Source organism: Clostridium autoethanogenum DSM 10061 (assembly GCF_001484725.1).
GTDB classification, from domain to species: Bacteria; Bacillota; Clostridia; order Clostridiales; family Clostridiaceae; genus Clostridium_B; species Clostridium_B ljungdahlii.
Map to the genome: position 1 here is coordinate 3,872,130 of NZ_CP012395.1, position 15,100 is coordinate 3,887,229.

General features: G+C 37.0%; 8 protein-coding genes and 3 rRNA genes. 9 read left to right on the forward strand and 2 right to left on the reverse strand.

Going from position 1 to position 15,100, the window contains the following annotated elements; genetic code table 11:
- The first annotated feature begins 101 nt into the window (after positions 1 to 101).
- From CLAU_RS17590 to CLAU_RS17620, 7 genes are all read left to right on the forward strand, one after another.
- Positions 102 to 1,610, forward strand: a 16S ribosomal RNA gene (locus CLAU_RS17590).
- Between the two features lie 418 nt (positions 1,611 to 2,028).
- Positions 2,029 to 4,918 (forward strand): 23S ribosomal RNA (locus CLAU_RS17595).
- 265 nt (positions 4,919 to 5,183) lie between these two features.
- A 5S ribosomal RNA gene (gene rrf / locus CLAU_RS17600) occupies positions 5,184 to 5,300 on the forward strand.
- Together the 16S, 23S and 5S rRNA genes form the textbook arrangement of a ribosomal RNA operon.
- 231 nt (positions 5,301 to 5,531) lie before the next feature.
- Complete coding sequence (locus tag CLAU_RS17605; RefSeq protein ID WP_023163267.1) at positions 5,532 to 5,780, forward strand: hypothetical protein; 249 nt, start codon at positions 5,532 to 5,534, stop codon at positions 5,778 to 5,780.
- A 44-nt stretch (positions 5,781 to 5,824) separates the two neighbouring features.
- Positions 5,825 to 6,637 carry a CPBP family intramembrane glutamic endopeptidase gene (locus CLAU_RS17610; RefSeq protein WP_029170171.1) on the forward strand — a complete coding sequence of 271 codons (813 nt, stop codon included), beginning with the start codon at positions 5,825 to 5,827 and terminating at the stop codon, positions 6,635 to 6,637.
- A 21-nt stretch (positions 6,638 to 6,658) separates the two neighbouring features.
- A complete protein-coding gene (locus CLAU_RS17615) occupies positions 6,659 to 7,354 on the forward strand; it encodes a response regulator transcription factor (protein ID WP_013238158.1) in 696 nt (231 codons plus the stop codon).
- Positions 7,355 to 7,377: 23 nt separating this feature from the next.
- Complete coding sequence (locus CLAU_RS17620) at positions 7,378 to 8,829, forward strand: sensor histidine kinase (protein WP_023163271.1); 1,452 nt, start codon at positions 7,378 to 7,380, stop codon at positions 8,827 to 8,829.
- Positions 8,830 to 9,054: 225 nt separating this feature from the next.
- Here the strand turns inward: CLAU_RS17620 and CLAU_RS17625 are convergent, their stop codons facing one another.
- Positions 9,055 to 11,031, reverse strand: coding sequence for an oxidoreductase (locus tag CLAU_RS17625; protein WP_023163272.1), 1,977 nt, complete (start codon positions 11,029 to 11,031; stop codon positions 9,055 to 9,057).
- Positions 11,032 to 11,053: 22 nt separating this feature from the next.
- Positions 11,054 to 12,202, reverse strand: coding sequence for an iron-containing alcohol dehydrogenase (locus CLAU_RS17630; protein ID WP_023163273.1), 1,149 nt, complete (start codon positions 12,200 to 12,202; stop codon positions 11,054 to 11,056).
- 227 nt (positions 12,203 to 12,429) lie between these two features.
- On the opposite strand from CLAU_RS17630, the gene CLAU_RS17635 reads away from it, so the two are divergent.
- Both CLAU_RS17635 and CLAU_RS17640 read left to right on the forward strand, forming a co-directional pair.
- Positions 12,430 to 13,998, forward strand: coding sequence for a PucR family transcriptional regulator (locus tag CLAU_RS17635; RefSeq protein ID WP_023163274.1), 1,569 nt, complete (start codon positions 12,430 to 12,432; stop codon positions 13,996 to 13,998).
- Between the two features lie 59 nt (positions 13,999 to 14,057).
- The gene (locus tag CLAU_RS17640) at positions 14,058 to 14,957 is read left to right on the forward strand and encodes an NUDIX hydrolase (protein WP_023163275.1); all 900 of its coding nucleotides are present in this window, start codon (positions 14,058 to 14,060) and stop codon (positions 14,955 to 14,957) included.
- Positions 14,958 to 15,100 lie beyond the last annotated feature (143 nt).

Here is a 15,100-nt window from a genome sequence, read left to right on the forward strand (position 1 = left end):
GTGAGGAGCGGAGTTTACTTAAGTAAATGAGCACCACAGCGAAAGGTTTGACGCAGAAATGCGAAGTTAGTATTGATTTTCAACAGAGCCATATAAACTTTTAAATTAAGAGTTTGATCCTGGCTCAGGACGAACGCTGGCGGCGTGCTTAACACATGCAAGTCGAGCGATGAAGCTCCTTCGGGAGTGGATTAGCGGCGGACGGGTGAGTAACACGTGGGTAACCTACCTCAAAGAGGGGGATAGCCTCCCGAAAGGGAGATTAATACCGCATAATAATCAGTTTTCACATGGAAATTGATTTAAAGGAGTAATCCGCTTTGAGATGGACCCGCGGCGCATTAGCTAGTTGGTAGGGTAACGGCCTACCAAGGCGACGATGCGTAGCCGACCTGAGAGGGTGATCGGCCACATTGGAACTGAGAGACGGTCCAGACTCCTACGGGAGGCAGCAGTGGGGAATATTGCACAATGGGCGAAAGCCTGATGCAGCAACGCCGCGTGAGTGAAGAAGGTTTTCGGATTGTAAAGCTCTGTCTTTGGGGACGATAATGACGGTACCCAAGGAGGAAGCCACGGCTAACTACGTGCCAGCAGCCGCGGTAATACGTAGGTGGCGAGCGTTGTCCGGAATTACTGGGCGTAAAGAGTGCGTAGGCGGATATTTAAGTGAGATGTGAAATACCCGGGCTTAACCCGGGCACTGCATTTCAAACTGGATATCTAGAGTGCGGGAGAGGAGAATGGAATTCCTAGTGTAGCGGTGAAATGCGTAGAGATTAGGAAGAACACCAGTGGCGAAGGCGATTCTCTGGACCGTAACTGACGCTGAGGCACGAAAGCGTGGGTAGCAAACAGGATTAGATACCCTGGTAGTCCACGCCGTAAACGATGAGTACTAGGTGTAGGAGGTATCGACCCCTTCTGTGCCGCAGTAAACACAATAAGTACTCCGCCTGGGAAGTACGATCGCAAGATTAAAACTCAAAGGAATTGACAGGGCCTCGCACAAGCAGCGGAGCATGTGGTTTAATTCGAAGCAACGCGAAGAACCTTACCTGGACTTGACATACCCTGAATATCTTAGAGATAAGAGAAGCCCTTCGGGCAGGGATACAGGTGGTGCATGGTTGTCGTCAGCTCGTGTCGTGAGATGTTAGGTTAAGTCCTGCAACGAGCGCAACCCCTGTTGTTAGTTGCTAACATTTAGTTGAGCACTCTAGCAAGACTGCCGCGGTTAACGCGGAGGAAGGTGGGGATGACGTCAAATCATCATGCCCCTTATGTCCAGGGCAACACACGTGCTACAATGGGCAGTACAGAGAGAAGCAAGACCGCAAGGTGGAGCAAACCTCAAAAACTGCCCCCAGTTCGGATTGCAGGCTGAAACTCGCCTACATGAAGTTGGAGTTGCTAGTAATCGCGAATCAGAATGTCGCGGTGAATACGTTCCCGGGCCTTGTACACACCGCCCGTCACACCATGAGAGCTGGCAACACCCGAAGTCCGTAGTCTAACTTAGGAGGACGCGGCCGAAGGTGGGGTTAGTAATTGGGGTGAAGTCGTAACAAGGTAGCCGTAGGAGAACCTGCGGCTGGATCACCTCCTTTCTAGGGAGTCGAAAGATAGAGTATAATCTATCTTATAAATTGATGGTTTAAGTAAGTTAGAAAGTCTACTCTGTTTAATTTCCAGGGATTATTTACATGTTGACCAAAATTGATCGACATGATATTATATGTATCCCAGGTGAGTTAAACATTATTGTTTAACCACTGAAAAAATTTGTCCTTTGAAAATTGCACAGTAAATAAGAAATAAAGTAAAGCAAAGGTTATAATATAACCTTTGTAGTAGATGTATATTATTTTAAAGATTTAAGATAATATATGGAACTAAGAAAATTGGCAGTAACGAGTACAGCAAGGAAAAGACCGAATGAGGAGCGGAGTTTACTTATGTAAATGAGCACCGGAATGAGGTATTTGACGAAGCTGGACGAAGTTAATGACGATTTTCGACAATAAAGGTCAAGCTACAAAGGGCGCATGGAGGATGCCTTGGCACCAGGAGCCTAAGAAGGACGCGATAAGCTGCGAAAAGCTCTGGGTAGGCGCAAATAGCCAGAGAACCAGAGATATCCGAATGGGGAAACCCACCTAGACAACGCTAGGTACTGCAAACTGAATACATAGGTTTGTAGAGGCAAACCCGGGGAACTGAAACATCTAAGTACCCGGAGGAAGAGAAAGAAACATCGATTTCCTAAGTAGCGGCGAGCGAAAGGGAAAGAGCCCAAACCAGGAACTTGTTCCTGGGGTTGCGGATAGGTCATAAAAACTGTGAAGTGTTAATTGAAGAGAGCTGGAAGGCTCCGCCGGAGAAGGTAAAAGCCCTGTAAATGAAAACAAAGAGCAGTCAGATCTAATCCAGAGTACCACGAGACACGAGAAACCTTGTGGGAAACAGGGAGGACCACCTCCCAAGGCTAAATACTACCTGGTGACCGATAGAGAAGGAGTACCGTGAGGGAAAGGTGAAAAGAACCCCGGGAGGGGAGTGAAATAGAACCTGAAACCGTGTGTCCACAAACAGTCGAAGTACGTAAAGTACGACGGCGTGCTTTTTGTAGAACGAGCCAGCGAGTTACGATATGCAGCAAGGTTAAGTACTTAAGGTACGGAGCCGGAGGGAAACCGAGTCTGAAAAGGGCGAAAAGTTGTATGTTGTAGACCCGAAACCGAGTGACCTATCCATGGCCAGGTTGAAGCGGAAGTAAAATTCCGTGGAGGACCGAACCACGTTGGTGTTGAAAAACCATGGGATGAGCTGTGGATAGCGGAGAAATTCCAATCGAACTCGGAGATAGCTGGTTCTCCTCGAAATAGCTTTAGGGCTAGCGTCGGAAATGAGTAATGGAGGTAGAGCACTGAATGGGGTAGGGGCTGACAACAGTTACTGAACCTTATCAAACTCCGAATGCCATATACTTGAATTCCGGCAGTCAGACTGCGAATGATAAGATCCGTGGTCAAAAGGGAAACAGCCCAGACCACCAGCTAAGGTCCCAAAGTGTAAGTTAAGTGGGAAAGGATGTGTGATTTCTAAGACAACTAGGATGTTGGCTCAGAAGCAGCCACTCATTTAAAGAGTGCGTAATAGCTCACTAGTCAAGAGATCATGCGCCGAAAATGTCCGGGGCTAAAACTTACCACCGAAGCTGTGGACTCGAAAGAGTGGTAGAGGAGCATCCTGTATGAGTAGAAGTCGTACCGGAAGGAACGGTGGATTGTACAGGAGAGAGAATGCTGGCATAAGTAGCGAGAAATAAGTGAGAATCTTATTGGTCGAAAACCTAAGGTTTCCTGGGGAAGGTTCGTCCGCCCAGGGTAAGTCGGGACCTAAGCCGAGGCCGAAAGGCGTAGGTGATGGACAATCGGTTGAAATTCCGATACCGCATAAAAGCGTTTGACAAAAGGGATGACGCAGGAGGATAAGGTGTGCATACAAATGGATGTATGTCTAAGCATCGAGTCAGGTATACCAGGAAAATCCGGTATATCAATGATGAGGTGTTATGGGGAACCCGCAAGGGGAAGTACCTGATTTCACGCTGCCGAGAAAAGTCTCTATGGAGTTTTTATGTGCCCGTACCGCAAACCGACACAGGTAGGTGAGGAGAGAATCCTAAGACCATCGGAAGAATTGTTGTTAAGGAACTAGGCAAATTAACCCCGTAACTTAGGGAGAAGGGGAGCCACGCAAGTGGCCGCAGAGAAAAGGCTCAAGCAACTGTTTATCAAAAACACAGGTTTCTGCTAAAGCGAAAGCTGAAGTATAGGAGCTGACGCCTGCCCGGTGCTGGAAGGTTAAGGGGAAGACTTAGCGCAAGCGAAGGTCAGAACTTAAGCCCCAGTAAACGGCGGCCGTAACTATAACGGTCCTAAGGTAGCGAAATTCCTTGTCGGGTAAGTTCCGACCCGCACGAATGGCGTAATGATTTGAGCACTGTCTCGACAACAAATCCGGCGAAATTGAAGTGCAAGTGAAGATGCTTGCTACCCGCGATTGGACGGAAAGACCCCGTAGAGCTTTACTGCAGTTTAGCACTGAATTTCGGTATTGTCTGTACAGGATAGGTGGGAGACTAGGAAGTAGTGGCGCCAGCCATTACCGAGTCGATGTTGGGATACCACCCTGATAGTACTGGAATTCTAACCGGGCTCCATGAAACTGGAGACGGGACAATGTTAGGCGGGCAGTTTGACTGGGGCGGTCGCCTCCTAAAAAGTAACGGAGGCGTACAAAGGTTCCCTCAGAAGGGTTAGAAATTCTTCGAAGAGTGCAAAGGCAGAAGGGAGCTTGACTGCGACACAAACAGGTGGAGCAGGGACGAAAGTCGGGCTTAGTGATCCGGTGGTACCTCGTGGGAGGGCCATCGCTCAACGGATAAAAGCTACCTCGGGGATAACAGGCTGATCTCCCCCAAGAGTTCACATCGACGGGGAGGTTTGGCACCTCGATGTCGGCTCGTCGCATCCTGGGGCTGAAGTAGGTCCCAAGGGTTGGGCTGTTCGCCCATTAAAGCGGCACGCGAGCTGGGTTCAGAACGTCGTGAGACAGTTCGGTCCCTATCCGTCGCGGGCGCAGGAAATTTGAGAGGAGCTGTCCTTAGTACGAGAGGACCGGGATGGACCGACCGCTGGTGAACCAGTTGTTCCGCCAGGAGCATAGCTGGGTAGCCAAGTTGGGAAGGGATAAACGCTGAAAGCATCTAAGTGTGAAGCCCACCTCAAGATAAGATTTCCCATAGCGTAAGCTAGTAAGACCCCTCGAAGAACACGAGGAGATAGGTCAGAGGTGTAAGCAGGGCAACCTGTTAAGCTGACTGATACTAATAGGTCGAGGGCTTGACCAAATAAAAACGAAAGAAAAAAAGTTTACTGTGCAATTTTGAGAGGACAAATAAAATGAAGTTGATAATTGACAGTGGAGAGTTGACAGTTAAAGATATTAATTTCAATTTGATTTGAACTTCTTAAATTTAATATATAAGAAAATTGATAGTAACAAGTACAGCGAGGAAAATGCTGAACGAGAAGCGGAACTTACTGAGGTAATTGAGCACCGCAGAGAGGTATTTGACGAAGCTGGGCGAAGTTAATAGCAATTTTCGATGATAATCTGGTGGTAATGACGTGAAGGTAACACCCCTTTCCATACCGAACAGGAAGGTTAAGCTTCAGAGTGCCGATGGTACTGCAGGGGAGGCCCTGTGGGAGAATAGGTCGCTGCCAGGTAAGTAAGATACCCATTGTATAGAACATTCTATGCAATGGGTATTTAAGTATATGGTTAAAAGTAAATTTTTTTAATTACGAAGGTGATGAAAAGATGAAGTGTTATTTAACGCTCCATCTTTTTTATTTCAAAAATTAAGGGAACTTTAAGGTTTAGTTAAGAGACATGAAAGTATACACGTTTAAACTTAAATATGTAAAAATTAAATTTAAAGGTAGGATGTATTGTATATGGATAATTTTTTTAAAACTATGAAAATAAGAAAAGTAATACTGGCTTATGCTGCTGTAGTAATTTTTTTCTGTATAATTTCTGAACTAAGCTTTGTAAAATCAACAGGAATATTAGATGAAAATTTATTTTTACTATTATGTAATTTGGGGGTTTTAGTATGGTTTATGTTAGAATTGAGAAAAGTGGGCTGCGCTTGGAATTGCTTGCTTTGTTATAGGAACAGCTTTGAGCATTTATTTTGTTAAAACAAATTGGAATAAAGAAATTACAGCATAAAAGGAGAATGTTTATGGATTTTGAATTACTTAAAGGGACTAGGACAAGATACTTATTTTTAAAAATGCTTTGCATACTTGGATTAGGTATAGGAATACTTGTAGTACTTGGGAAAATTTTTAAAGTACATTTGACAGATAGCCATATAGAAATGTGTGCACTTATAATAACAGTATTATGGTTTCTGATTACTTTAAAGTTTATGAAAAATAATAATATAAATGTATATGATTTTGTAAAGAAACCTTCTAAAAAAGGATTTGTATTAGAGCTCCCAGTGAATTTAATAATAACCTATATGGGAGGCCTGGGATTTATTTTGATAATGTTAGCTTTAGTAAGTTATATAAACCCAACTATGTTAAGCAATGTGCAGTCAAATTTGGTAAATAAATCTCCTGAATTGAATACAAATTTTATTATAGGAATTAGTTTCATATCAACAGTTATTATAGCACCTATAGCAGAGAAATTCATTTTTAGAGGAGTACTTATGGGCAGGTTGTACAATAAATATGGAATTGGTAAATCAATCTTGTTTTCTTCAGTTATTTTTTTCGTTATGCATTTAAATATAAACCCTATGCTTTTATTTTTGGGAATAAGCTGTGCTCTTCTTGTATATAAGTATAAGTCACTGGTGCCTTCAATTATACTGCATATGTGTAACAATTTTATTACTTTTATAAGTGGCTTGAAAAGCAGCGGCGGCGGAAACAATTTCTTAAATGTTAATTCTAGCTTTATGATTGGAGGTATTATACTATTTATTATATATGTTTTATATTCTTATAGAAATTATAGAAAATGTAAAAAAGCATTTTAAAGGAAAGGAAAGCTTGTATCTATGAAAAAAATTTTAATTGCTGATGATGAGCAGGAAATAATAGAACTGATGACATTATATCTTGAAAGGGAAAATTACGAAGTATTTGGAGCTTATGATGGATTTTCAGCACTGGATATTTTAAAAGAAGGAGCAATTGATATTGCAATAATTGATATAATGATGCCAAATATGGATGGATATCAGCTTATAAAAAAAATAAGAGAAAAATATAAAATTCCTGTAATTGTTATGTCAGCTAAAAGTGAAATAAGCGACAAAATATTGGGCCTTGAACTTGGGGCGGATGACTATATAACTAAACCTTGTGATCCACTGGAAGTAATGGCAAGGGTAAAGGCACAGCTTAGAAGATGCTCTGAATTTAATTGTAATGAAGAAAAGGATACGGAAACTATAGTAGTTGGAGAGTTAAAACTCGATACTAGTTGCTGTGTCATTTATAAAGGGGATAAACCTATATCAATTACATCCACAGAGTACAAGCTCTTGCTACTTTTAATGGGCAATCCTAAAAAAGTTTTTACTAAAAAGCAGATTTTTGAGTCTGTTTGGAATGAACCCTTTTATGGTGATGACAATACAATAATGGTTCACATTAGCAAATTGCGAGATAAAATTGAAGAAGATTCCAAAAACCCAGTGTATTTAAAAACCATAAGAGGACTTGGATATAAATTTGAAAGTAAAAAGTAATCAGGGCATGGAGTGTATCATATATGTTTTTTGAAATATTAAAAAACCTAAGAAAAAAGTTTAAGAGATTATATATCACTATGTTTAAAAATTACATTATATTTGTATTTTTAATGCTGCTTGTCTTATCAGGCACTATAGGTTTTATGATTTTTAGCATAGGAAAGATGGTTTCATCAGAAGACTACATAAAAGATACCCAGAAATTTTTTATGGCATCGAAAATAGTAAAAAGTGATTATAAAAAAATTGATGCATCAAAAATTGTTGCTTCAAAAGGTTGGGTTGAGATACTTAATTCAAATAAAAAGGTTATCTATGTTATAGGAACTAAAAAAGATAAGGTAACAAGTTATACTGAAAATGAACTTTTGAATTTTATGGATTTATCCTATAATAACTTAAAAAGTGGCACTTCTTACTTTTATTCTGTTACAGCTTTTAATAGTAATGGTGAAGATCTTTATTGCATTGTGAAAGTGCCTCCTGGAATAGTGACATTAAATGTGGACATAGCACCTTCCCCGGACAAGTATATTAAAAAAGCTGCAATTTATATATTGGTAGGTATATTTATAATTATAGTGTTTCTAACAGTATCCGTATTTTTATATGCTTATTTAACTACTAAAAAGGTAGTTATGCCATTAAAAAAAATACTGCAGGGCATAAAGAGAATGACTGAAGAAGATTATTCAACAAGGATTAATTTTAATGCAGAAAATGAATTTGGAGAAATAAGAGATGCTTTTAATTTTATGGCTGAAAAGATTGAAGCTTCAATATTTGAAAGAAACAGGATGGAAAATTTGAAACAACAGCTTTTATCAGATATATCTCATGATTTGAAAACACCATTAACTTCCATCATGGGATACTCCAAGGCACTTAATGACGGTGTGGTAGAAAATGATAAAAAAATTAAACAGTATTTAAACATAATATACAATAAATCAAAGAGAACAGTTTCTCTAATTGAAAATCTTCATGAGTTTACAAAACTTGATAATAGCAAGTTTTTAATAAGCAAGGAAGAATGCGACTTTTGTGAGTTTGTACGAGAAATAGTATCTGAATACTATAATGAATTTGAAGAAAAGAATTTTGAACTTGAAATAAACTTACCAGAGGACGAAATTATATATGAATTTGATAAAGTAGAGATGGAAAGGGCTATCTCAAATATTATATCTAATATATTGAAGTACAATGAAGTTGGGACAAAGGCAAAAATAGAATTGACTTATGACAATTCAAAAATACAACTTATAATTGCAGATGATGGAGTTGGCATTGATGAAAGTCTAAAGGAAAATATATTTGAACCCTTTGTAAGAGGAGACAAGTCAAGGTATACAAAAGGTGGTACGGGACTTGGACTTTCTATTGCGAATAAAATAGTACAAAAGCATGGAGGAACTTTGACTCTTGAAAAATGTAAGAAATACAAAACAGTATTTAGGCTAAAACTTTAAAAAGAGAGCGCTGCACTAAGAGTAAATTACTTAGTGCAGCAGTCCCATAGTATTTATCCGATCGCTACCATTGCTAATACCCCCATCTTCTATCAAAGTGGGGATAAGCACTGCTACGCGCCTGGATAAGTTCTTCTAAGGTTCAGCTGGAGAAAGCTATCCTTATAAGCAAAGTCCATCTGGACCTAAGAATCACTTAATTTAGTAGCAATTCTAATACATTTCTTAGTTTAATTTATAAGCTTCTGCAAACGCTGTAGATACTGCATTTGCAATTCTGCCAACTTGTGCAGTATCACCAATTTTAATTACATTGTGGAAATTTGTATTTAATTTCTCTACTAAAGTCTGATCAGCATGTACTCCTAAAGAAAGTACTACATATTCAACTGGAAGCTTCTCTTTTTCTCCATCTTTTTCTTCTAATATAACTGACTCGTCTGTAATATCTACTAATTTGTGAGATGGCATGAAAGAGGTGTTCATTTTTTCTAATCTACCTTGTACATCGGTTAAGTTTTGCCAGCTAGCATCAGGACCAATTTTATCCATCATTTCTACAACGTATACTTTATTGTTCATTGTACCTAATAATTCAGCTGTTTCAAGCCCAGTCATACCAGAACCTATAACTGCCACCTTTTTATTTGAAATTTTAACTTTTCCTGATAAAATATCAGAACTTGTACAAACGTTTTTACCTTGTACACCAGGAATAGATTTAGGCACTATAGACGTGGAGCCTGTGCCTATAAACACTGCATATGGACTCAATTCTTTAATGGATTCTATTGTTGCTGGTGTATTTAAATGAACTTCAACACCTAGTTTTTTTAATTGAACTTCAAAATATTTAATAAGCCAATTAATTTTTTCTTTGTGAGGTGGCTTGTTTGCTAAACATAATTGTCCGCCAAGTTCTGAATTTTTTTCAAATAGTATTACTTTGAATTTACGTTCTGCTAGAACACGTGCTGCTTCCATTCCGGATGGACCTCCACCTACGACAACTACCATACGTCCATTTCCATCTTGTCTGGAACTATTATAAAACCATTCACGAGCAGCTCTTGCATTAATTGCACAAGAAAATGGTTCACCTTTCATACCATTAACTGCCATGGAATCCATGCAATTTAAACATGAAATACATCTTCGAATTTCATCTACTCTGCCCTCAGCAGTTTTCTTTACCCAATCGGGATCAGCAAGTAAGCCTCTGGCAATTGTTACGCAATCTACTTTTCCTTCTGAAATGATTTTTTCAGCGAAATCAGGATTCCGGATGGTACCTACTCCGAATACAGGTACATCAACTGCTTTTTTAACAGCTTCTGCTAAATATATTTTCCATCCTTCTGGATAAGAAGTAGGTTCCCAAGCTTTATTCATTGTTTCATAAATTCCAGCAGATACATTTATGGCATCCAGTCCAAAAGGTACAAGGTATTTACAAATTTCAACAGCTTCGTCTAACAATAATCCATCTTCCTTAATTGGAAATACGGAATCTCTTAAAAATTCATCTGCAGAGATTCTCATAATTACTGGATATTCACGGCCAATTCGCTGGCGAATTCCCTGGATAATTTCTTTAATAATACGGGCTCTATTTTCGGTACTTCCACCGTATTCATCAGTTCGTTTGTTTGTAAATGGGGAAAGAAATTGATTTAGCATATATCCATGTGCTGCATGAAGTTCAACACCATCAATACCAGCTTTGTAGCATCTTTCTGCTGCATTTATAAAATCTTGTACAAGACTCTTTACTTCTGCGTTTGTCATTTCACGACAGGGTGCTTGAGTTAGCATACTTTTAATGCCGCTTGGAGAAATTGTTGGTTTTCCACCAATTACTTCACATACAGTTTGACGTCCTGGATGATGCAATTGAATGAAGATAGCACCATCATAATAATGTACTGCATTTGCAAGCTTTCTAAGACCTGGAATACATTCATCAGTAGCTGCAGAAGATTGGCGGGGCATCATAATTCCAGTATCGTTGTTTACTCGAGTAACCTCATTTATAATAAGGCCTACTCCGCCTTTAGCTCGTTCAGCATAGTATGCACATTCACATTCAGAAATTGTTGCATTTTCATTTGCAGTTGCTGATCCCATAGCTCCCATTACAACACGGTTTCGTATTTTTAAGCTTCCAATATTTATTGGAGATAATAAATTTTCATAACTCATAAGTAAATCCTCCTATATTCTTTTATTGATATGTGTCATAGATTTTTTCAAGCAACTTTGGAACCATTTCATCTGTTACAGGAACACCGGCAAAATTGCGCAAAGGCTCACTGAGTACATAATCTGTACAATTTAAAACATCTTCTTTTTTAAGTCCCAGCTCTTTACAAGAAGGAATCTTTAAGGATTTCATAAATTTACGAACACTATCTGCAACTGTTTTTCCAATTACAACACCATCTTCACTATCAACTATAATTCCCATGATTTTAGCTACTTTTTTAATTTTTTCAGGGAATTTTGGAGCTGTTAATTCTATTATAGTAGGTGTTACTAATGCACAACCTATGCCATGTGGAATGTGAAAATTGGCTCCAAAGGAATGTGCAATAGCGTGTCCAACATGAACTGTAGAATCATTGAAGGATTTACCTGCAAAATTACTTGCTAAAGCCAAATTATCTCTAGCTTCATAATTACCAGGTTCTTTATATGCAACAGGAAGCCAATTTACAATTCTTTCAATTGCATCATAGGCAAGTAAATCAGAATGAGGATTTGGCTGCATGCTTGTTAAGGATTCAGTACAGTGTGAAAAAGCATCCATACCTGTATAAACTGTAATATCCTTTGGCAAGCTGAGAGTAAGTTCTGGATCTAAAATTGAAAAAGATGGCACAGAAAAGCATCCAACTTTTTCGTGATTTTTAGTATCTGTAATGACAGCTACAAAGGTACATTCTGAGCCAGTACCTGATGTGGTTGGTATTAAAACAAATTTTACTGGTGGATTTTTCATAGGTGCATGATGTATCATATCACTAACTGTGATTTCATTTGCAGCAAAACAAGCTATTCCTTTTGCTGTATCCAGCACACTTCCCCCACCTACACCGATAATACCGTCTACGTGTTCTTTCTTTGCCATATTACCACCAGCTTCTACTGTGTAATCAGGTGCATCCATTTCTACACCATTAAATATGACAGTTTCTATATTTGCTTTTTTTAAGCTATCTATTGATTTTTGAGAGTGTCCTAAAGCTTCAACTTGTTTATCTGTTACAATCATTACTTTTGTAAATCCTAATTCTTTTGCAATTTCTCCCGTTGAATTAATTGCACCAGCGCTGTAAGCTACTGTACATAGCTGACCATATCTTCTTATCATGTTTATCCCTCCAAGCAATTATTGTTATTTTTTTATCAACCTTAAGAAAATTATAACACTGCATATTTTTAATATCTTCGTCAAGGTTTGAGAATTTGAATAATATAATTTGTAATTTTTTACAAGTATTAATTGGATATTATTGCTTATGCAATTGTTTACTATGCTAATTTCTGCTATGATTAGATTAGTAAGATAGTTAATATTTCAACAAAGAAGGGATAATTATGTCTGTACAATTTTCTACAATTACTGAATTACTTGATAAATTCAGCATAAAAGTCCATCTTAAAGAAGATTGTGAATTGATAGGATTTCGATATTTAAATAAAGATGTTTCAGTATATCTTTCTGATTATTTGTATATAGGGAAAGTGTCCGACTTGGCAGAAATGCCTTCTTCTAGCAGAGCAAACTATATGTTATATGAAGATATTCTATTATCTACTTTATACAAGCAAGAAAGTATGTCCAATATCATTTTAGTTTCTAACAAGAGTGACATTACCTCTATCATAGACATCTTGCAGGACTTATTTGATATGGAGATTAAAATGGTTAATTTCACAAATAAGTTGTTAGAACTTTGTCAAGAGGGGACAACTATCCAGCAGCTTTTGGATGTTGGGTATGAAACTTTAGGCAACCCTTTATTATTAGTGGATATTTCTCTTTGTTTTATGGCTCATGCTGGAGGAAATACTATAAAAAATGAACCACTGTGGGAATGGACACTTTCGAAAGGCTATGTAACTGAAGCGTATGTTAATTCAATCATGGAAAATAAAATTGATAGGAATATAGAAAGTGAGCATAATGAAAATTCAGATCTAATTTTATGGGAATCCGGATTACTAAATCATAGGCAATTGGTAGGAAGAGTCTTAAAAAATAAGCAGCCTTTAGCATATTTGAAGATGTTAGAATACAATAAGCCAATTACAAAATATGATGAACAAATGTTAATAACTCTCTGTAGATTTCTTTCTTTGACGATTAAGGGCTCTAATGAAAGTTTCTCATCTACCAATCCTTTAGTGGATTCATTTATTACGGCATTGCTCAATCAGAAATTATATGACCATGATGCCATTAGCGAACGTGCAAGATCATTCAATTTAAAACTTTATGATAATTTATATGTTATTGCCATTGAATTAAATGATATAAATAGAAATGAAGATAAAATCTATTATTTGAAAAGAAAAATGCAAAATTATTTTAATAGAGATACAGTAATTATTTATGATAAATATATTGTGGTTTTACTGGATGTTAAAGGAGAAAATATATTTAATAAAAATGAATTGAACTTATTTAGAAAATTACTAGAAAAACACAACTGTAGGGCTGGTATCAGTAAGGTTTTTCATAATTTATATGATTTATCAGAATATTATAAGCAAACTATTACTAGTTTATCAATTGGAAATCAAATACATAGTTCTGAGCGAATTTTAAATTATAATGATTTTATAGTGACACATATGATTTTAAGTTTTGGAGACAAAGCACATCTTAAAATCCTTGTTCACCCAATTGTAAAACTTTTAATTCATATTGATGAAGAAAAAAATAGTGATTTTTTTAAAACACTGTGTGCTTATTTAAAACATAATCAGGATGTTACTTTAACTTCGAAAGCTCTCCACATTCATTATAATACTTTAAAATATCGAATTAAACGTATTATAGAATTAACGAATATTGACTTTAATAATAGTGAACTGTTATTTGAAGTACAATTATCAGAAAAGGTTTTAAAATTAGTAAAACAAATAGGAATTGAAAAATAATTACGTTAATGATAAAGTGATAATATCATAAAAATTAAAAGTAAACTCGGAGTGATAATATGAAATATGTGGACATTAAAAATAAACAAGGATTAACTGAAGAAGAGTTTTTAAAGCAATATGATGATAGTATATATGAAAAACCATCTCTTACTGTAGATATGTTGATTTTTACAGTAATGAACGAAAAAAAGGAAAATTACAGGAAGCTTCCAGAAAAATCTTTAAAGATTCTTTTAGTAAAGAGAGGAGATCATCCATGCATTGGGAAATGGGCACTTCCTGGTGGATTTGTAGGTATTAATGAAAGCTTGGACCAAGCAGCTTTACGTGTATTAAGAGCAGAAACTAATGTTGATGATATTTATATGGAACAGTTATATACCTGGGGAGAAGTTGATAGAGATCCTAGGACTAGAGTAATAAGTTCATCTTATATGGCACTTGTGGACAGCAGTTCATTAAGCATTAAAGCTGGCAGTGATGAAGAAGATGCGGCATGGTTTAATGTCAGTTACAATTTGCTCCAAGAAAAAAAAGAAGCAATGGAAAAAGGATATATTTATGAACAAATAGTACAAATAAAACTCTGGAATGAAAATGAGGAACTATCTGCCAAGATAAGAATTATAGAAAATCCAGATGGTGAAGTAAGTAGAGAAATTACGGAATCTACAGGTATTGCTTTTGATCATGGTAAGTTTATTGAATATGCTATTAGCAGGTTAAGAAATAAAATTGAATATACAAGTTTAGCATTTAATCTTATGCCAGAATTATTTACGTTAACGGAACTTCAGCAGGTTTATGAGGTTATACAAGGAAAAGAACTTTTAGCAGCTGCCTTTAGAAGAAAAGTTGCAAGTATGGTTATTGAAACAAATCAGTTTACAAAGGATGCTGGGCATAGACCTTCAAAATTATTTAGATATAATTTAGGATGGAAAAGAAGCATATAAAAAATAAATTAGTTGACAATTTACATATACATATAATACAATCAAAAAAGATAGATTTCATTAAATAAAAATAGAGAGGTATTTTATGAGCGTGGTAGTATCTAAATAGATTAAATTTTATATTTAAATAGATCTTTGAAAAA